Origin of the sequence: Streptococcus plurextorum DSM 22810, from assembly GCF_000423745.1 — a bacterium.
GTDB lineage: Bacteria > Bacillota > Bacilli > Lactobacillales > Streptococcaceae > Streptococcus > Streptococcus plurextorum.
Map to the genome: position 1 here is coordinate 180,520 of NZ_AUIO01000002.1, position 17,978 is coordinate 198,497.

21 protein-coding genes and 1 pseudogene are annotated in these 17,978 nt (G+C 42.3%); 8 read left to right on the plus strand and 14 right to left on the minus strand.

All coding sequences use genetic code 11. The features are described from left to right. Positions 1-52: 52 nt before the first annotated feature. The 14 genes and pseudogenes from ileS to G575_RS0102860 all read right to left on the minus strand — a co-directional run bounded on the left by ileS (position 53) and on the right by G575_RS0102860 (position 13,194). Positions 53-2,845 carry an isoleucine--tRNA ligase gene (gene ileS, locus G575_RS0102800; protein WP_027971355.1) on the minus strand — a complete coding sequence of 931 codons (2,793 nt, stop codon included), beginning with the start codon at positions 2,843-2,845 and terminating at the stop codon, positions 53-55. Positions 2,846-3,111: 266 nt separating this feature from the next. Then, positions 3,112-3,921 carry a DivIVA domain-containing protein gene (locus G575_RS0102805; protein WP_027971356.1) on the minus strand — a complete coding sequence of 270 codons (810 nt, stop codon included), beginning with the start codon at positions 3,919-3,921 and terminating at the stop codon, positions 3,112-3,114. Positions 3,922-3,931: 10 nt separating this feature from the next. Then, on the minus strand, positions 3,932-4,726 hold the full coding sequence (locus G575_RS0102810) for a YlmH family RNA-binding protein (protein ID WP_027971357.1): 795 nt from the start codon (positions 4,724-4,726) through the stop codon (positions 3,932-3,934). Further along, entirely contained in the window at positions 4,720-4,995 is a 276-nt protein-coding gene (locus tag G575_RS0102815; protein WP_027971358.1) for a YggT family protein, read from the minus strand. The genes G575_RS0102810 and G575_RS0102815 overlap by 7 nt, the downstream gene beginning before the upstream one ends. Positions 4,996-5,002: 7 nt before the next feature. Next, positions 5,003-5,560 carry a cell division protein SepF gene (locus tag G575_RS0102820; protein ID WP_027971359.1) on the minus strand — a complete coding sequence of 186 codons (558 nt, stop codon included), beginning with the start codon at positions 5,558-5,560 and terminating at the stop codon, positions 5,003-5,005. A gap of 11 nt (positions 5,561-5,571) precedes the next feature. Beyond that, positions 5,572-6,243 carry a YggS family pyridoxal phosphate-dependent enzyme gene (locus G575_RS0102825; RefSeq protein WP_027971360.1) on the minus strand — a complete coding sequence of 224 codons (672 nt, stop codon included), beginning with the start codon at positions 6,241-6,243 and terminating at the stop codon, positions 5,572-5,574. Between the two features lies 1 nt (position 6,244). Continuing rightward, positions 6,245-7,513: a cell division protein FtsZ gene (gene ftsZ / locus G575_RS0102830; protein WP_027971361.1), complete on the minus strand. Its 1,269-nt coding sequence runs from the start codon at positions 7,511-7,513 to the stop codon at positions 6,245-6,247. A gap of 26 nt (positions 7,514-7,539) precedes the next feature. After that, the gene (locus G575_RS12640) at positions 7,540-7,731 is read right to left on the minus strand and encodes a cell division protein FtsA C-terminal domain-containing protein (protein ID WP_425423298.1); all 192 of its coding nucleotides are present in this window, start codon (positions 7,729-7,731) and stop codon (positions 7,540-7,542) included. Beyond that, positions 7,707-8,901: pseudogene (ftsA, locus tag G575_RS0102835) on the minus strand (cell division protein FtsA); the annotation flags it as partial. The gene G575_RS12640 and the pseudogene ftsA, both read right to left, overlap by 25 nt. A 131-nt stretch (positions 8,902-9,032) precedes the next feature. Then, complete coding sequence (locus G575_RS0102840) at positions 9,033-9,749, minus strand: 5'-methylthioadenosine/adenosylhomocysteine nucleosidase (RefSeq protein WP_027971363.1); 717 nt, start codon at positions 9,747-9,749, stop codon at positions 9,033-9,035. Between the two features lie 14 nt (positions 9,750-9,763). Then, a complete protein-coding gene (macP, locus tag G575_RS0102845) occupies positions 9,764-10,018 on the minus strand; it encodes a cell wall synthase accessory phosphoprotein MacP (RefSeq protein WP_027971364.1) in 255 nt (84 codons plus the stop codon). After that, positions 10,015-10,569, minus strand: coding sequence for an NUDIX hydrolase (locus G575_RS0102850; protein ID WP_027971365.1), 555 nt, complete (start codon positions 10,567-10,569; stop codon positions 10,015-10,017). The genes macP and G575_RS0102850 overlap by 4 nt, the downstream gene beginning before the upstream one ends. 14 nt (positions 10,570-10,583) lie before the next feature. Then, complete coding sequence (glmU, locus tag G575_RS0102855) at positions 10,584-11,963, minus strand: bifunctional UDP-N-acetylglucosamine diphosphorylase/glucosamine-1-phosphate N-acetyltransferase GlmU (protein ID WP_027971366.1); 1,380 nt, start codon at positions 11,961-11,963, stop codon at positions 10,584-10,586. Between the two features lie 265 nt (positions 11,964-12,228). After that, positions 12,229-13,194 (minus strand): Gfo/Idh/MocA family protein, encoded by a 966-nt coding sequence (locus G575_RS0102860; protein WP_027971367.1) that lies wholly within the window; start codon positions 13,192-13,194, stop codon positions 12,229-12,231. Positions 13,195-13,393: 199 nt separating this feature from the next. On the opposite strand from G575_RS0102860, the gene G575_RS0102865 reads away from it, so the two are divergent. The 8 genes from G575_RS0102865 (at position 13,394) to G575_RS0102900 (ending at position 17,563) form a co-directional block, all read left to right on the plus strand. Beyond that, positions 13,394-14,200 carry a formate/nitrite transporter family protein gene (locus G575_RS0102865; protein WP_027971368.1) on the plus strand — a complete coding sequence of 269 codons (807 nt, stop codon included), beginning with the start codon at positions 13,394-13,396 and terminating at the stop codon, positions 14,198-14,200. 80 nt (positions 14,201-14,280) lie between these two features. Next, positions 14,281-14,736 (plus strand): hypothetical protein, encoded by a 456-nt coding sequence (locus G575_RS0102870; protein WP_027971369.1) that lies wholly within the window; start codon positions 14,281-14,283, stop codon positions 14,734-14,736. Positions 14,737-14,741: 5 nt separating this feature from the next. Then, positions 14,742-15,167: a hypothetical protein gene (locus G575_RS0102875; RefSeq protein WP_027971370.1), complete on the plus strand. Its 426-nt coding sequence runs from the start codon at positions 14,742-14,744 to the stop codon at positions 15,165-15,167. Positions 15,168-15,386: 219 nt separating this feature from the next. Continuing rightward, entirely contained in the window at positions 15,387-15,518 is a 132-nt protein-coding gene (locus tag G575_RS12565) for an SPJ_0845 family protein (RefSeq protein WP_281168243.1), read from the plus strand. Further along, a complete protein-coding gene (locus G575_RS11040; RefSeq protein WP_037622541.1) occupies positions 15,502-15,708 on the plus strand; it encodes a hypothetical protein in 207 nt (68 codons plus the stop codon). Before G575_RS12565 ends, G575_RS11040 begins: the two co-directional genes overlap by 17 nt. After that, positions 15,695-15,859, plus strand: coding sequence for a hypothetical protein (locus G575_RS12100; RefSeq protein ID WP_156874706.1), 165 nt, complete (start codon positions 15,695-15,697; stop codon positions 15,857-15,859). The genes G575_RS11040 and G575_RS12100 overlap by 14 nt, the downstream gene beginning before the upstream one ends. Beyond that, positions 15,852-16,751, plus strand: coding sequence for a permease (locus tag G575_RS0102895; protein ID WP_027971371.1), 900 nt, complete (start codon positions 15,852-15,854; stop codon positions 16,749-16,751). The genes G575_RS12100 and G575_RS0102895 overlap by 8 nt, the downstream gene beginning before the upstream one ends. Beyond that, positions 16,748-17,563, plus strand: a complete 816-nt coding sequence (locus G575_RS0102900; RefSeq protein ID WP_027971372.1) for a TIGR03943 family putative permease subunit — start codon at positions 16,748-16,750, stop codon at positions 17,561-17,563. Before G575_RS0102895 ends, G575_RS0102900 begins: the two co-directional genes overlap by 4 nt. Positions 17,564-17,978 lie beyond the last annotated feature (415 nt).

Below are 17,978 nucleotides of genomic sequence, written 5' to 3' on the forward strand. Positions count from 1 at the left end.
TTTTTTTAGTGTGGACAAACAAAAAAGTAGCAGAGTCCTGCTACTTTTTAGATTAGTTAGTTTCAAAACCTTGAGCCACTGCTTCTGGGTAGTTTTCTTCCACTACACTTGCACAGTGATCACAGATAGTTGCACCGTAGCTGCGTTCTGCTACGCTAGTTTCAATGCGACGGCAACGGTCACAAACTTCACCTGCTGCACGTTCAACTGTAAAGGCTACGTCTTCTACTAGAGTTGCACTTTCAGGAGCTGCTTCAGCTGCCACAGTCAGATTAGAAACAATCAAGAGCTGGGCTAGGTCGGTATTCAACCCTTCCAAGAAAGACTTGGTTTCTTCAGAAACGTAGGCTGTCAGGTGAGCCTCCAAGGACTTACCAATCACTTTGGCGTTACGGGCTTCTTCAAGGGCTTTCTGGGCTTGTGTGCGGAAGTTCATGAAGCCTTCCCAGTTGGTCAATACTTCATTTTCATTAGCAAACTGGTCCGCCTCTGGAAGCTCTGCCAATTGGACGAAGTCCTCTGCCTCATGCTCCAAGTAAGACCAGATTTCCTCGGCAGTATGCGGAAGAATTGGCGTGATCAGCTTGGTGATTTTGACCAGCATGTCGTAGAAGACTGTCTGCATCTGGCGGCGGGCAAGGGATTTTGCACCCTCGATATAGACTACATCCTTGGCAAAGTCAAGGTAGAAGGCAGACAGGTCAAGAGTCATAAAGTTGACCAAAGCCTTATAAATGGTCATAAAGTCGTAGTTGTCGTAGGCCTCACGGATTTGAGCAACCAGCTTGTTGAATTTCACCAAGAGGTATTGGTCAACCGAGCGGAGTTCGTCGTAGGCTACTGCATCGCTAGCAGGATTGAAATCAGAAGTGTTGGCAATCAAGAAACGAAGGGTGTTACGGATTTTACGGTAGGTCTCAGAAACCTGTCCCAGAATCTCCATGGATACCCGCACATCGTTAGAAGTGTCCACAGATGTCACCCACAAACGCAAGATTTCCGCACCAAACTGTTTCTCCACATCGCTTGGTAAGATGGTATTGCCAAGAGATTTAGACATTTTCATGCCTTTACCGTCTAGGACAAAGCCCTGTGACAAGACAGCCTTGTAGGGAGCCTTGCCGTTGACTGCTACTGAGGTGATGAGGGAAGAGTTGAACCAACCACGATACTGGTCAGATCCTTCTAGGTACAAATCAGCTGGGTAGCCCAAGTTGTCACGGGCATTCATAACCCCATTCCAAGAAGAACCTGAGTCAAACCAAACGTCCATAATGTCCGTTTCTTTAGTGAATTCACCATTTGGTGAGCCTTGATGGGTAAAGCCTGCTGGCAGGAGGTCTTTGGCCTCACGTTGCCACCAGATGATTGAGCCATGCTCTTCAAAGAGAGTCGCTACATGATCTGTCACTTCCTTGGTCATGATTGCTGTGCCGTCTTCAGCGTAGAAGATTGGAAGTGGCACACCCCAGGCACGTTGACGGGAAATCACCCAGTCGCCACGGTCACGAATCATGTTGAAAAGACGGGTTTTACCCCAAGCAGGATAGAAGGTTGTCGCTTCGATTTCATCCAAGATTTCCTGACGGAATTTGGAAACAGAGGCAAACCATTGCGGTACCGCACGCCAGATGATTGGCTTTTTGGTACGCCAGTCAAATGGATAGGAGTGGTTGATGACTTCGCTAGCAAGGAGCAAGTCGCCCAATTTTTCCTTAACGGTTGGAACCACCTTATCATAGAATTGGCCTTCAAAATCAGGACCAGCAGCTTCGTTCATGATTCCACGCTCGTTGACCGTTACGGCAACTTCCAAGTTATATTTGACACCAACATTGTAGTCATCCTCACCAAAACCTGGAGCCGTGTGGACGATACCTGTACCAGAGTCTGTGGTAACATGGTCACCCAAGATGACCAATTCATCTACTTCTCTATCCCAAGGGTGTTCTGTGACGATGTATTCAAACTCCGCACCCTTGTGTTTTGAAATCACTTCAAAGGATTCCCAGCCAAATTTTTGAGCTAGGCTATCTACCAAGGCTTCTGCCAAGATGTACTTACGATCTGAGCCAGCAGGTTGAACGAGAACGTAGTCAATATCTGCTCCCATGGTCAAACCACGTGAAGCCGTCACGGTAAATGGAGTTGTGGTCCAGACAACGATGTAGCTATCTGTGTCTAAAACACCCTTTCCGTCCTTGACCTTGTTGGCATAGTAGAGAGAAGTTGAATCAATATCATGGTATTCGATTTCCGCTTCTGCAAGAGCCGATTCAGATGACCAAGACCAGTAAACTGGCTTGGCACCACGGTAGATATAACCCTTGTCTGCCATAGCACCGAAAACACGAATTTGAGCGGCTTCATAGTCTTTGGTCAAGGTGATATAAGGATTTTCCCAGTCTGCCGATACACCCAACCGCTTGAAGTCATCACGTTGCTTGTCAACTTGGCTGAGGGCATAATCACGACACATTTCAAGGTATTCCACCAGGTCCATTTCCTTGCGTTTGACACCTTGCTTAGACAAGACCTGCTCGATAGGAAGACCATGAGTATCCCAACCTGGTACATAAGGTGCTCGGAAGCCTGACATAGACTTAGAACGGACGATAATATCCTTTGAAATCTTATTCAAAGCGTGACCAACGTGGATATTTCCGTTGGCATAGGGTGGGCCGTCATGCAAGTGAAAGGCTGGTTTGCCTGCATTTAACTCTTGACGGCGGGCATACAAGTTTGCCTCATCCCAGGCTTTTTGCCATTCTGGCTCACGTGTTGGTAAGCCTGCTCGCATTGGGAAGGCTGTTTGACCTAGATTCAGTGTTTCTTTTAATTTCATGACTAATGATAGTGGCTCTGCCACATGTCCTTTCGTATAAAATAAAAAGCAGTATCACAAAAAGTCATCATAAGGACGACGAATCGTGGTACCACCTTAGTTCAGGTAAAAAAATCTACCCCTCTACGATCGATAAGGAGATCAGCCCTTTTAACTTACTGATTTCAGCTAAAATGTCAATGAAGATGATAAAATATCCAAGAGGGAGTGCAGGACTCTCACCATCGCCTGCTCGCTTTAACTATCATGGGTATTCTGTGTTCTTCTTAGCCTTCAATATTAACCGTGAAGGTTTGTGAGATTGGTTCTGTTGTAGGAATTGGTTCTAGAGATACTGGGCTATCTTGAACAAGATCAATCGGATTCTCTGACACTGTAAATTCCTGCGTTTGATTATTTGTATTTTCCAACTCAAGATTTGCTTCAGCGACACGACGGTAAATCTCTTCCATTTCCTCTGGAGTAAATTGACGAGTCGCATCGAAGGTTAATTGCTCTTCACTCTCTGAAAAGTTTTCATGAAGAACTTTTTCAACCACTTCTTTAAACGCTGCGTCAGAATTTTGCAAGTAAACTGCTGTTGGTTGTAAAAGTTCCTGCCATTCTGGCGAATTCACAAGATTAACTTGACTCTCCATGGCTGATAGCAGACGTTGATGGAAATGACGACTTTGGCGTTTTAAATCTTCCGTTTCAACAGCGACACGTTTGGCATTGTCAGTTGCATCACGTAGAATTTCATTAGCCTTGTTTTTGGCTTCAGCAATTAGGCTGTCTGCATCATAAGTAGCTTTGTTGATCAGATTTGCCGCCTCTGCTTGAGCAGAAACTTTAACTTTTTCAGCTGTTTCTTGAGCCAAGACAACTGACTGCATCAATGACTCTTTCATGTCATTGAAATAAGCTAACTTTTCTTCCAAATCACGAATACGCAATTCTTGTTCACGATTTGTACGCGTAAGGGCTTCATAGTCATCGGTTACGATATCCAAGAAGTCATTGACTTCTTCTTCGCTGTAACCGCGAAATTTAACGCTAAACGTTTTATCTTTAATATCAAGTGTTGTTAAAGCCATTAGGGCCTCCTTATGGTTCTGTAATATGATGTATTGTCATTTTATGTTTGCCAGATTTACTCTGACCGCTACTGTTTGCAATGATAAAGCGTCCGTAGCCTCTAACGCTTAACAAATCTCCAACTACAAGTTCTTGTGATGCCTTTCCTAAGCTAGTGTAATTTAACCTTACCTTATCTTTTTCCAATAATTTCAAAACATAACTGCGTGATACCTTTAGGGTTTCAGACAAAATAGCATCTACTCTCCAGGAAACCGTCAAAATATCTCTACTTTGATAAGCAATTTGACGCGGTAATAGATTATTGAAATCAACCTTGGCTAAATGAACGGGTACCTTACCTATTTTCGTCACATGCTGAAGAAAATACGGACTCATATGACGCTCAACGAGCACTTGTGCCTTACCTTCTGTTAAGAGAATGTCTCCAAAAAGGCTTCGTTTGATTCCTAATTGATTGATTAAAGTCCCCATAATCTGACGATGGCTTAAATGATTGAATTTTGAGTTATAGGTTAGCTCTAGCAAATCTATGTCAAAATCATCGCGGTCAAGACGATAGTAGTCTGGAGCCACAATCACTTTTGCATACTCCGTATCAAAATATCCAGATGAAGAATAAGAGACGAGACCTGCTTGAGCCACTAAACTCTCTAAAATAGTGACTTGTCGCGGATTAAGGAAATCTGTCACCTGGTAGGCATAGTTTTCTTGAACCTGACGAATCACATCCAGACTTCGATCAATGAATTCTCTTTCTTCTGGCCGAAAATGCTGATAAACAGCTTTGCTATTGTTTACCATAAGCCTAAAAGACCAGAATACAGTTGAATGAGAAAATAACGTAGAAACTGCAAGGTTGCAAAAACAACTAGAACAGTAATGTCGATAAGACCAAACCTTAGGTTGAAGCGTCTAAATGGCAAAACAAGAGGATCAACAAAATATCTGATCAAACGACCAAATCCTGTTTGGTAAGCTCCTGGAAACCATGAGAGCAAGGCATAAATCCCAAGTAAGCCCATGTAGACTTCCAAAACTTTTACTAAGATGCTAAAGATATAGTAACTCATCAACATACTAACGTCTCTTCATGTCATAGTCAAAGGAAGCTGTTTCACGTTGACCATTTGCTGCCAAACCAAGTTCTTCAATATCGACAACAACATTGGCTGGTGTCAATAAATACATTGAAGAACCTACTTTTTGCAAGTTACCAAAGAGAACCGTGCTGGCACCACTTAGATAATCTAAGCAACGACGCGCTTGCACATCTAGCATATATTGAAAATCAATCAAAACACTCTCATTTTCAATCAGGAGATCAACAATCTCTGGAGCATCTTCATATTGACGAGGGTATTTAATGGCAATTTTAGTCTTCTCAACTGCTGGAGTTTTTTGAGCCAACTGCTCCCGTTGTCTCGCAAGATTTGGAGCTGGCTCACTAACCGCTCTCAAATGCACAGGTTCTTTAATTTGGGAACGGGTTTGCACGGATTCTTGACGAGCTGGTTGCACTGCTACAGCAGGACGCTCTGGCTCTTGATATTCTACACTCCCTACTTCTTCAACATTTGAAACTTCGTCAGTATCAAAATAGGCAATGATACTATTAAATCTATCTTTAAGTCCCATATTTCCTTCCTTTATTCAAAAAATGCTGTTCCTATACGGACAAATGTCGCACCTTCTTGAATGGCCAAATGATAATCACCTGACATTCCCATGCTGAGTTCTGTAAAAGGCATATTTGCGATTTTTTTAGCCTGTATTTGCTCCTGCAAAATCTTAGCTTTTTGGAAGATATCGATTAAGGTCTGATCATCTGCACCAAGAGGCGCCATCGTCATCAGACCAACCAATTCAATCTTATCCAAATGTGCCAATTCCAATAGAACATGATCCAACTCTTCGACGCTAAAACCGTGTTTGCTTTCTTCTCCAGAAATATTAACCTGTAGAAAACATTTGATCGTTTTTAAAGCCCGCTTCTGAATTTCATTTGCTAAAGAAAGAGAATCCAGGGCATGGAAGTAATCAACACGATTAATAACATCTTTTACTTTTCGACGTTGCAAACTTCCAATGAGGTGCCAGATAACTGGCTTTTCCGATAAGGCATTATGCTTATCCAAAAACTGATCAACTCGGTTCTCACCTATATGGCGAACGCCAGCTTCTATAAGCTGGCTAGCCACATTATTGTCAACATATTTGGTAACAGCAATAATAGATACCGCCTCCTTTGAGCGGTTTGCCTGATGACAAGCCGCTTCAACGGAAGCGAAAACCTTTTTGACTTGATGTTCAAATCCCATATTAACGGTTTTTAAAGAATGGTGGTGTTTCTAATTCATCGTCGCCCTCAAATGAATCTTTGAAGCTCGTTACTGACAACTGACGATCCAACTCTCCCTCTGTAGGACGAGTGATTGGTTCGCGACGAAGATTCCAGTCTCCAAAAGCGCTTTGCGGAGCTGCATGAGATGGCTCAACAGAATGACTTGTAGGCATTGTTGGTTTTTCAGACAAATCAAAATCTGTAATAGGCTGGCGCTGTGCTTGCACCGTTGATTGCGTAAAGGTTCGTTGAGTAGGTTGTGTAAAGCCACCCATTACTCGCTGTGCCTTTTCTTGGCCGACCCCAGTAGCTACAACAGTAACACGAATCTCATCACGCATATCAGGATCGATTGATGTTCCCAACCAGATGTTGACATTATTACCAGCAGCCTGACTAACAATCTCAGATGCTTCTTCAGCCTCTGTCAAGGTCATATCCATACCACCTGTCACATTGACAATCACATCTTGAGCACCGTCAATAGTTGTCTCTAGAAGTGGTGAGTAAATAGCTTTACGAGCAGCTTCTACGATGCGCTCTTCGCCTGTTCCAATACCAATCCCCATAAGAGCATTGCCTTTGTTTTCCATCACTGTTTTAACATCGGCAAAGTCAAGATTGATAAGCCCTGGACTTGTGATTAAATCTGTGATACCTTGAACTCCTTGGCGAAGCACATTATCTGCCTCACTAAGCGCTTCTAAGAGCGGTGTTTTTTTATCAACAATCTCAAGAAGATTATTGTTTGAAATAATCAAAAGGGTGTCAACATGCTCGCGTAACTCTTGAATCCCTTCAATGGCAAAGTTGCCACGCTTATTGCCTTCAAAACCAAATGGACGTGTTACAACGGCAACTGTCAAAGCACCTAGACTTTTAGCAATACGAGCGATGACTGGTGCAGCACCTGTACCGGAACCGCCTCCCATACCTGCTGTGATGAAAACCATATCTGCGCCAGAAAGTGCTTCTGCCAAAACTTCTTCACTTTCTTCTGCCGCTTTACGGCCAACCTCAGGCTGACCTCCAGCACCTAGGCCACGAGTCAATTTTGGACCTAACTGAATCACTGTCTCTGCCTTAGACGAGCTAAGAGCTTGGATATCTGTATTTGCCGCGATGAATTCAACACCTGCAACACCTTCGTCAATCATACGGTTAATGGCGTTTCCTCCGCCACCGCCGACACCAATTACTTTAATGATTGCGCCTGTCACAGACGCTGTATCAAATGAAAATGCCATTTATCTTTTTTCCTCACTTTTACTAATTAATCAAACATGCTTCCAAAAATATTACGCATACGGTCACTGAATTTTGGCTTGTCGCTAGTTTTATCATCTTGAGCTGGAAGCGGTGGAACAGAGTGCTCTGTCGTCTGTGTTGGATAGGCCTGTAGCGGTACTGAACGAGTAGGTTCAGGATGATAAGCAGGTGCAACATCTACTGGCTTTCTACGCAACAGTTCTTCTGCATAGACCGCACTCTGTGCAATGGCATCAACCTCCGTCATATTACCAACATAGTCTACTAAACTAATGACATTTGCAAACATTGGGTTACGGATACCGACTTGGTTTGGAATATAAAGCTTAACATTCGTTCCAAAAACTTTCTCGGCCATTTCAACCATTCCAGGAAGAATAGCCCCGCCTCCTGAGAGGATAACCCCTCCTGGCATGTCCAAAATACGACCACGGTCTAAATCTTGTTTCACACGTTCTAGAATATGGCGAACACGTGCAGAGATAACCTCCGATAAGTAGCGTTCTGTCACATCTACAGGACGACTCTCTCCAACAACATCAACTTGAACAGTCTCAGTAGAGCTTGCTGCGTCCACATCAGCGTTCCCAAAGTTAATTTTCAAAGCTTCTGCAATATCTCGAGAAGTCTTCAACACTTTTGAAATGTCCTTTGTGACATAATCTCCGCCTTCTGCATAGACGTTGGTGTACTGCAATTCTTGGTTACGCATTGAGGCAACTGTCGTTTGCCCACCACCCATGTCAATAACCGTCGCACCAAACTCACGTTCACCTTCATTGAGAACGGTCTGACCTAGGGCAAGCGGTGAAATGACAATATTCTGTAATCCAATGCCTGCTTTTTCAACGGCTTTTCTCAGATTGTGAAGTAAGGTGCTTGGTCCTGTATAAATCATACCGCGCATCTCAAGTCGAATCCCCATCATGCCACGAGGGTCTTTAATCCCTTGGAAGCCATCTATGATGAACTCTTCTGGAATAAGTGTAATGACTTCACGTTCTGGCGTAATGCTCTTTGTCAGTGCTGATTTGACAACACTGTCAACATCCTCATCTCTAATCTCTTTTGTTTCACTAGGAACGGGTATCATTCCTTGTGTTGGTTCAATTTGAAGGTGATTTGCTGGCAAGCTCACATTTACCTTGTCAATGTTGACACCTGCTTTTTCTTCAGCTTGCTCCACTGCTGATTTGATGGCTGCTGATGCTGCGTCAATGTCAACGATAATGCCATCCTTGACACCTGCACTTTTTACGTTACTAACGCCAATCACATTCATCTCACCATTGATAAATTCAGCGACTAAAACCTTAATGGTACTTGTTCCAATATCTAATCCTGTAAAAAAGCCACTTCTAGCCATTCACTAACTCCCATTCTTCCTATACTTTTTGGTAAAAAATTCTAATTTACCATCTTGAACTATTATAACACAAAAAAACACAAATTGTCTTTAATTTGCGTTTTTTTCATGCTATTCTCTCATCTTTTTTATCATTTTGTGACAAGCGAGTTATGATTGTCAACTTCTTGTAAAAATTCTAATAAAGTCTGGGCGGATTTTCTGCCGGCTTGAACAATAAATTCATCAAAACTGATATTGGCATCATGATTGGCTGTATCACTCATTGCTCTGACAACCACGAAGGGTTTGCCAACATTTTGTGCAGCTTGAGCAATGGCTGCCCCCTCCATCTCAACGGCTAAAACCTCAGGAAAATGGCTTTTGATATGATCAATCCTATCCTGGCTAGCCACAAAACTATCTCCTGTGGCAATGAGACCGATATGACTTGGTAGCTCCTGCTTTTTCAAGGCTCTCTCAAAAGCCTCAACAAGGTGACGGTTACTTTCAAAAAAGAGAGGTTGCCCCGCCATTTGCCCGTAAGCATAACCAAAAGCCGTCACATCAACGTCATGATAAGCCAATGAGCTTGCAACCACAACATCACCAATCTGTAATTGGTCTGCAACAGCGCCAGCTGATCCTGTATTGATGACAACATCGACCTGAAAATGGTGCGCCAAAATGGCCACACTCATAGCCGACATGACCTTACCGATACCAGACTGAACAATGACCAAGTCATGTTGTTCAATGCGCCCAAGATAGTAGTCTTTCCCCAATACTTGCTCCGTGACACTCTCTTTTAGATGAGGTAAGAGGGTTCTCATTTCTTCTTCCATGGCGGCAATAATACCAATTTTCATTTTTCCTTCTCCTTTTACCAGTTAAAGACCGCATAAAATAGCAGAGCTAGCAGCAGTACAATTCCCACCAAGATAAGATTCAATTTACGTCTAAATTCTGCTTTTCTAGCGTTCTCAATACGACGGCTTTTGACCATTCGATCAATGTCAAGCTCATTGATTTTTATGGTTTGTCCGGTGTGGCGTTCGTGTTCACTCAGCAAATCTTCTAAAGATTCTCCCCGATTGTAACGCTCAATGATCTCATCCGTTAGTAAAGGTCTGCTCATGCTCGACCTCCAAAAGAGAGCGCATAATACTGTATCGCAATAATAGTCTTCGCATCACAAATACGACCGTCTGCAATCATTTCTAGACACTCTTCAAGACTTAGCTCAAAAATTTCTAGAACCTCGTCGTCATCCTGGGGACGCGGATTAGCTACTTTTTGCAAATTTGTCGCTAGATACAACTTGATTTTCTCATTACAAAAACCAATTGCCGTGTAAAAGTCGTGGATAAGGTTTAAGTCTCCCGTATAAGAAGTTTCCTCTTCTAATTCTCGAAGGGCAGCTTCTTTCTCTGAACCATTTTCCCCAATTTCTAATTTTCCTGCTGGGATTTCATAGCTGATTTGCTCAATAGCCTTACGATACTGTTTCACAATGATAATCTTATTTTCTGGAGTAACCGCTAAAATAGCCACTGCTCCTTTATGAAAGACCAATTCTCGCTTAGCCTGACCAAGATTGTTTGGCAAATCAACCTGGTCAACAGCAACTGTAAAGATATTCCCTTCAAAAATAATATCCCGATGGCTTGTTTTTTCTTCAAATTCCATAGTAATCTCCAAAATTAGTGATGATTTGGGTGATGAGGCAAACGAAGGGCGTAGCCTTCTTTATTTTCCTGACGACTGCGGCCGATGGCGACACTGTCTTTGGGTACGTCTTTGGTAATGGTTGAACCAGCTGCGGTCAGAGCGTTATCTCCAATGGTTAGTGGGGCAATTAACGTAGCGTTTGATCCGACAAAAACATTGTTCCCAATGGTCGTTTGGTATTTGCCTTTACCATCATAATTGACTGTGATCGTACCTGCACCAAAGTTGACGCCACTCCCCACTTCTGCATTCCCAATATAAGTCAGATGCCCTGCTTTTGTCCCTCGACCAATCGTTGAACTTTTCACCTCAACGAAGTTACCAATGTGAACCCCTTGGCCTAGGGTCGAATCTGGACGAATATGAGCGTAAGGGCCTACGGTCACTTCATCAGCTACGACTGACGCTTCAATCATAGAGTGAGTAATGGTAGTATGAGCACCTAGCCTTGAATCCACAATATAAGTCCCATTCGTCAAGAGACTGGCTTGTCCGATTTTAGTGCGCCCTTTAAGCGTCACATTTGCCTCAATAACAACTTCTGGTGCAATCTCCACGTCAACATCAATGTAAGTGCTAGCTGGGTCAAGCAAGGTGACGCCATTGACCATATGAGCCGTGTTGATGCGCTTGCGCATAACTTTTTCAGCTCTAGCTAGAGCAACACGGTCATTGACTCCTAAACTTTCGTCAAAATCACGAAGTTTATAGGCACCTACTTTTTCACCAGCATCTTTAAAAATACCAATAACATCTGTCAAATAGTATTCTCCCTGAGCATTATTAGTGTTGATATTCTGAAGAGCCTCAAAAAGACGCTTATTGTCAAAAACATAAGTTCCGGTATTGATTTCTTTAACCTGCTGTTCGTAATCGGAAGCATCCTTTTGCTCAACGATTTTAATCACTTCATCATGCTGATTGCGGATGATGCGACCATAGCCAAATGGATCATCGGCATCAGCTGTTAAAATAGTTGCCACATTTTTATGATTAACATGGTAGTTAATCAAATTTTTCAAACTTTCTCCCGTAATAAGCGGTGTATCTCCTGCGATAACAAGGGTTTGTCCTTCCAGTCCTGAAAGCTGACTTTCAGCCATCATAACAGCGTGGCCTGTCCCCAATTGCTCAGTTTGAAGGGCAAACTGAGATTTACCAGCTAGAACGTCCTCAACCAGTTCTGCCTTATGACCGATGACTGTTACCGTTTTCTCTGGCGTAATAGCTGAAACACTACGAAAAACGTGTTCCAACATGGTGATCCCTGCCACCTTATGCAAAACTTTTGGCAAGTCTGATTTCATGCGAGTGCCTTTCCCCGCAGCAAGAATAATAGCGTAATTTGACATATAAATCTGCAAGTTGAATAACTTGTCCTTTCTCTTACTTAGAATACCTTAACATTATAACACAAAAGCCTTAAAATAACTCAAAGCTCCAAAAAGGAGCTTAAGGTGATTCTGATGACGTCTAGGTTTATCATTACTGTGGTGAGAAGGTTGCGCTTTTTCAGAAATCATATTCCAAAGAGACTTGTCCCATCTTCTCATAGCTTTGACTCTGCAAAACAGCTCCCCATCCTAGCTCCATCGTCAGAGAAAATAAGACAAAGGATTAGGGCAACATCTGACTAGCAGCCTCTAAAACTGACATAACTGCTCTGCTATGTTCCAGAGCCTGATCACGTGCCTCAATATCCATCTCACGAATCATGCGCTCAAAGGCGACAAATTCTGCTGTCATCCGATGTTGACCAGTATTATGATTTTCCAAAGTAGGCATTTCTCCATTAAGGGTTAGCTGAATCTCAGGCATACTATTTGTCGGGCCAATAATGGTCAGCGTCCCCTTATCACCTTGGATACTGGTTCGCGTATCAGCAGAACAATCTTTAGCGGCAATGGCTACGGCTTTAAAGCTTCCATAATCCATCAAAAGAATTCCAGAAGTGTCTACCCCACTTTCCATATTAGGCTGATAAGTCACCACCATTGGTTTTCCAAAGAGCCCTACGATGAGATGAATGTTATAAATGTTCAGATCACGAAGAGCGCCACCGCCCATTTCAAGATTGAAAGCTGGAGCGATTTCACCCCTTTTAAAAGCATCATAACGAGAGCTGTATTGGGAAAAATTACAATCAATGATTTTGATATCCCCTAAGGTTGCTAACTGTTTGCGTATGAAGTGAAAATTTCCTAGGTATTGATTCGTTATGGCTTCAAGTAGTATCAATTGATTTTGTTCTGCAATGGTCACTAACTCATCCAGTTCACGAACTGTCATGGTAAAAGGTTTCTCACAAATGACATGTTTTCCTGCAAGAAGGGCTTGCTTTGCAAAGCCATAATGGGTCTTATTTGGAGTCCCAATATAAATGGTGTCAATCGTTGACTGTTCTAAAAGATCATCAAACTGACAGGTCACAAATGGAATGGCGAAGACCTTTGCCAAATCATGCGCCTGATTAAGACTACGTGGGCTAGAGCAAATGCCCGCCAATTCGATTCCCTTAATGCCTTTTAATACTGGTAACACTTCTTTAACAATCATGCCAGTACCAACAAGTGCTAATTTCATCATTTTCCTCCTCTTTTTTCATCTATTGTACCACAGGACTGACTGTGGATGTGAAAAGACTTCACCTTTCACTAAAGCATCTACTGCGTTTTTAAGATGTTTTTTCCATAAAATCTCTTACATTTTTTGAGAGTTTTTGATATACTCTCTTATTGTGAGTATTTACTCAAGTTTTTTTGGAATCATAAAGGAGATTATTATGGCGGCAGAACATGACACGCTGATTTATAATATTGATAAAAGCATTAAGAAAAAGGCTGATCTGATTGAAAGCAACTACTTTGCCTACGCTATCCGTTCCGTTATGGCTAGCGTCTACCTCGCTATTGGTTTGGCCATCTCGGCATATACTGCTGATAAATTGAATCATATTGTCAATGGTCTAGGTAAATTCAGCTACGGTTTGATGTTTGGTTGGTGCTTGGTCATGATTCTCTACATGAACGCTGAGCTTGGAACATCAAACATGATGTACATGACATCGGCTATCCACCGCAAGGTTATCCCGACAAAGACAGCTCTTAAAATCTTGGCAACTTGTATCTTCTTCAACTTTGTTGGAGCTGTTATTGTGACTTACTTCCTGTCATTTACAACACCTTACCAGGTTGGACACTTGAATGAGCACAGCTACCTGATTGAAGCAACTGTCGCTAAGCTAGCTAAGACCCCATGGACACAGTTCGTTGAAGGGATTTTTGCTAATATCGTGGTTAATATCGCTGTCTTCATCTCTATGCGAATGAAAGACGATGCAGGGCGTGTCATCTCACTTATCTTTATCATCTTCATCTTTGCTTTCCTAGGGTTTGAGCACGTGATTGCCAACTTCTCGACCTTCTCTCTTGCTTTCTTCTCAAATGGCGGAGCTGTTGAGGGAATGACGGTTATGAGTGTCTTGAGCAACTTCCTATTCTCAGGTCTTGGAAACTACGTCGGAGGCGGACTCTTAATCGGACTCCTCTATAGTTGGTTGAGTGACAAATCAAAATTATACGTCGATTAAAACAGCAAACGGTTGGGTTTCCCAACCGTTTTTTAAGGGCTTGATATATATATATATTAGACTGGTCTTAAGGAGGTTATATGGAGACTATTTATAAACCTAAAGTGACAACACTCATTTCTCGCCTGATTGGTAGTCTTTTGGGAGCAGCTTTTGTCTATATTCTTAGATGGGAGCCAATCTTGACAGATCAAACTAGTCCATGGATTGCCCTTGCCATACCTAGCCTTACCCTTTTATTTGGTTTATTGGCTATGCGCCGCCAGATCATTGTTGGTAAAGACAGCTTGACGGTGGTTCAAGGTAAGAGCAGACAGTTTTATGCTTTAGCAGATCATGCTTTCGGAGCAATCACACACAATGACGGACGACAGTACCTTCTCATCTTTCTTCCCGATGGAACCAAGAGAGAAATTGACTGCGAATACCTGAGTGACGCTGACTTCCAATCCTTGACAGATGAGTTAGGAATCACGGGCGAGAAACAAAAAGCAATCAAACTAAAAACAAAAGAAAAATCACTTATTGAGGAATAAATCAAATGGAAAATATGTATATCTACATCCCTATTGTACTTGTGGTCTTTATCGGAGCAGGTATTTATGGCGTCTTCATGAATAAAAAAATGAAGGCAAGTTCGAATGCTTACTTGGAACAACATCCTGATGCTGCCCGCATTTTTATCCCTTACCAGCAAACACCTGTCTCAAGCGGCTCTATTATCATCGACAGTGTCGATGGTGAAAAACCAGCACAGTCCTTTGAAGGTTCAAAAGGTTTCGTTTATGTCGCTCCTGGTACTCGTATCATCGAAGCGAGCTTTACCTCAACACGTCCTGGTGTCATGCACAAAACAGTTTCTAAAACTTGGGGACCTGTCAAGTTGGAATTGGACATCAAGCCAAACGCCACTTACGAATTAACATTCGATAAAAAAGCAGAACAGTTTGAATTGATTGAAAAATAGCTTATGGCAAGCTGAAGAGACTTAAGCCATAACTCCTAACATAAGGCTCCTAAAAAGCTCGGAAGTTCCGAGCTTTTTCTGATACTCGTATCGTTCAGAAAGCAAGACCAGATGTGACCATAATCTTACCTTTTAGGTAGTATATTCCATTATCTTTCTGCAGAATTTAACCTTCATTTTAGGTTCTCGTGTTATAATAAAAAGAAAAGGAGTATCAACATGGCTTTAACAGTAAAAAAACAAGATGAATTTGAAAAGGTTTTGGAAAGCTTTGCTAAGCTACCTGAGTTAGAAAAGGTTGAATTTCCAGATCCAAAAGGCAAGGAAAAAACGAATGAACCAAAAAAATAAGCAGAAAAAAGATGATCATCTGGCCATCGGCTTAGTGCTTGGGATATCCATTGGCTCAGGACTAGGTCTGATGATTGGGAGTGCGATTGGTAATATTCCTATGGGAATTGCTCTGGGACCTAGTATTGGTATCATCTTTGGTATACTAGTTTCTCAACTGATACAGGAGAGGGATGATGACAAGAAATAGACGTGATAAGGCCTTTTTGATCACTTTAGGCCTTCTAACTGCTGGAATTGGCTTGGTTATTCCTCATTGGTGGCGACTGCTCTTTGTCGTCCTTTTTCCGCTCCTTATGAGCTATCTCTACGGCTACTGGAAGCGAGAGTCTCATGATTAATACGCTTCCTAATCATGTCCTGCAATGGCTCGCTGTCTTTTTATCCATCATCATTGAAGCTCTGCCATTTGTCCTTATAGGCGCTATATTATCAGGCTTTATCGAAGTTTTTGTGACTCCTGATATCATTGATAGGCACCTACCTAGGCATAAACTACTGCGAGTGCTCTTTGGTACGCTGATTGGCTTTGTCTTTCCTTCCTGTGAATGTGGCATTGTCCCTATTGTCAATCGCTTTTTAGAGAAAAAGGTCCCTAGCTACACAGCTGTGCCCTTTCTTGCCACAGCTCCAATCATCAATCCTGTGGTACTATTTGCCACCTACTCGGCTTTTGGCAATAGCTGGCGCATTGTAACCTTGCGACTTTTGGGTGCTATTAGTGTTGCCCTGATACTTGGTATTCTCTTAGCCTTTCTTGTCGATGATCATATCCTTAAAAACGAAGCCAGTCCCGTCCATAGGCACGATTATTCAGATAAGTCCCTCCCTCAAAAAATCTTTTACGCCTTAGCACATGCTATAGATGAATTTTTTGATGTGGGACGGTATTTGATTATAGGCACTTTAGTAGCGTCTGCTATGCAAATTTACCTGCCGACACGGCTTTTGACCCAAATCAGCACCACGCCGCTTCTAGGGATTTTATTGTTAATGCTTATGGCATTCATTTTATCTCTTTGTAGTGAAGCGGATGCTTTTATTGGTGCTTCTCTTCTCTCAAGTTTTGGCCTATCGCCGGTTATGGCTTTTCTCTTGATTGGCCCTATGGTAGATATCAAAAACTTGCTGATGATGGCTAAGTCCTTTAAAGCTTCTTTTATCGCCTTTTTCGTGGGAACATCTAGTCTAATCATTGTGCTTTATTGCTTAATGCTGGGGGTAATAGGATGATACGTTTTTTAATATTAGTGGGCTACTTAGAGGTCTCTATGTACCTCTATTTGTCTGGAAAACTTAATCAGTACATCAATACTCACTATACTTATTTAGCTTTCATTTCTATGGGGCTGTCTTTGATTCTAGCAATCGTGCAACTGATTATCTGGGTCAAAAATCTAAAAATGCACAACCATTTATCTGGAAAAATAGCTGCACTCACCAGTCCTATGATTCTCGTATTTCCCATCTTAGTCGCTCTGCTTGTTCCAACCGTAACCCTAGATGCTAAAACCGTCTCCGCAAAAGGCTACACCTTTCCCTTATCAGCTGGCTCGGATCCCGAAACTGCACAGCAAGAAGGTACAGATATCCAGTACCTCCGACCTGATACCAGCCTTTACTTTACTGCTTCTGGCTATCAAAAGGAGATGGCTAAATCTCTGGAAAAATACAAGGGTTCTAATCTTTTGACCATCACCACAGAGAATTATATGGAGGTTATGGAACTGATTTACCTTTATCCAGAAGATTTTTTGGGAAGGGATATCCGTTTCACAGGTTTTGTCTACAATGAACCTGAACACGAGGGAGCTCAATTTCTCTTTCGCTTTGGTATTATTCACTGTATCGCGGACTCTGGGGTCTTTGGCCTATTGACAAAAGGTGGACAAGTTAGCTATCCTGATAATAGCTGGGTTACCGTAACCGGCCAGCTAACTTTAGAATATCATCAAGAACTTGGGCAAACTCTTCCTACCCTTCACATCAAGGAAGAAAAACAGGTTAATCAACCTGAAAACCCTTATGTTTACCGTGTCTTTTAAGTCTCGGAGGAACTCCTATGCATCACCTTTATCAGACGTTGATAAAAGAGAGAGCTATTATCTGTACGCTATTTCTAATAGTCCCACTCTTGATCACTTTCTCTCTGAATAGGCATCCCAAAAAGTCCAAATGGTATCGAGCAAAACTCTGGTACCTGCTCATTTTCTATGGCCTTATGCTCCTTTTTAGTCTTTCTATAGCAGTCTTATCGTGTTTCCTCCTCGTCAAGCTGCCACAAATTCCAGGCTTCCTGATACTAACAGTAGCTCTCCTGTCTTGTATCATATCTTCGTGTCGCTTTTGGGCCGTTTTATCAATGTTGAAAAAATCTAAAAAGAGGCTGGACAGTTAAAGTTGTCCAGCCCTTGTCTTTTTTCTAGATGCTTGATGGAGTGATTCTTTTACTTTCCATTT

Excerpts from the sequence above, each read along its gene's own strand:
- G575_RS0102810 (WP_027971357.1), bottom strand. The coding sequence starts at position 4,726 with ATGGTAAACAATAGCAAAGCTGTTTATCAGCATTTTCGGCCAGAAGAA.
- ileS (WP_027971355.1), bottom strand. The coding sequence starts at position 2,845 with ATGAAATTAAAAGAAACACTGAATCTAGGTCAAACAGCCTTCCCAATG.
- G575_RS12565 (WP_281168243.1), top strand. The coding sequence starts at position 15,387 with ATGGCTTTAACAGTAAAAAAACAAGATGAATTTGAAAAGGTTTTGGAA.
- macP (WP_027971364.1), bottom strand. The coding sequence starts at position 10,018 with ATGAGCAGACCTTTACTAACGGATGAGATCATTGAGCGTTACAATCGG.
- G575_RS0102805 (WP_027971356.1), bottom strand. The coding sequence starts at position 3,921 with ATGGCTTTAACAACACTTGATATTAAAGATAAAACGTTTAGCGTTAAA.
- G575_RS0102895 (WP_027971371.1), top strand. The coding sequence starts at position 15,852 with ATGATTAATACGCTTCCTAATCATGTCCTGCAATGGCTCGCTGTCTTT.
- G575_RS0102850 (WP_027971365.1), bottom strand. The coding sequence starts at position 10,569 with ATGGAATTTGAAGAAAAAACAAGCCATCGGGATATTATTTTTGAAGGG.
- G575_RS0102865 (WP_027971368.1), top strand. The coding sequence starts at position 13,394 with ATGGCGGCAGAACATGACACGCTGATTTATAATATTGATAAAAGCATT.
- G575_RS0102815 (WP_027971358.1), bottom strand. The coding sequence starts at position 4,995 with ATGAGTTACTATATCTTTAGCATCTTAGTAAAAGTTTTGGAAGTCTAC.
- G575_RS11040 (WP_037622541.1), top strand. The coding sequence starts at position 15,502 with ATGAACCAAAAAAATAAGCAGAAAAAAGATGATCATCTGGCCATCGGC.
- G575_RS0102875 (WP_027971370.1), top strand. The coding sequence starts at position 14,742 with ATGGAAAATATGTATATCTACATCCCTATTGTACTTGTGGTCTTTATC.
- G575_RS0102870 (WP_027971369.1), top strand. The coding sequence starts at position 14,281 with ATGGAGACTATTTATAAACCTAAAGTGACAACACTCATTTCTCGCCTG.
- G575_RS0102825 (WP_027971360.1), bottom strand. The coding sequence starts at position 6,243 with ATGGGATTTGAACATCAAGTCAAAAAGGTTTTCGCTTCCGTTGAAGCG.
- G575_RS0102820 (WP_027971359.1), bottom strand. The coding sequence starts at position 5,560 with ATGGGACTTAAAGATAGATTTAATAGTATCATTGCCTATTTTGATACT.
- G575_RS0102840 (WP_027971363.1), bottom strand. The coding sequence starts at position 9,749 with ATGAAAATTGGTATTATTGCCGCCATGGAAGAAGAAATGAGAACCCTC.
- glmU (WP_027971366.1), bottom strand. The coding sequence starts at position 11,963 with ATGTCAAATTACGCTATTATTCTTGCTGCGGGGAAAGGCACTCGCATG.
- ftsZ (WP_027971361.1), bottom strand. The coding sequence starts at position 7,513 with ATGGCATTTTCATTTGATACAGCGTCTGTGACAGGCGCAATCATTAAA.
- G575_RS0102860 (WP_027971367.1), bottom strand. The coding sequence starts at position 13,194 with ATGAAATTAGCACTTGTTGGTACTGGCATGATTGTTAAAGAAGTGTTA.
- G575_RS12100 (WP_156874706.1), top strand. The coding sequence starts at position 15,695 with ATGACAAGAAATAGACGTGATAAGGCCTTTTTGATCACTTTAGGCCTT.
- G575_RS0102900 (WP_027971372.1), top strand. The coding sequence starts at position 16,748 with ATGATACGTTTTTTAATATTAGTGGGCTACTTAGAGGTCTCTATGTAC.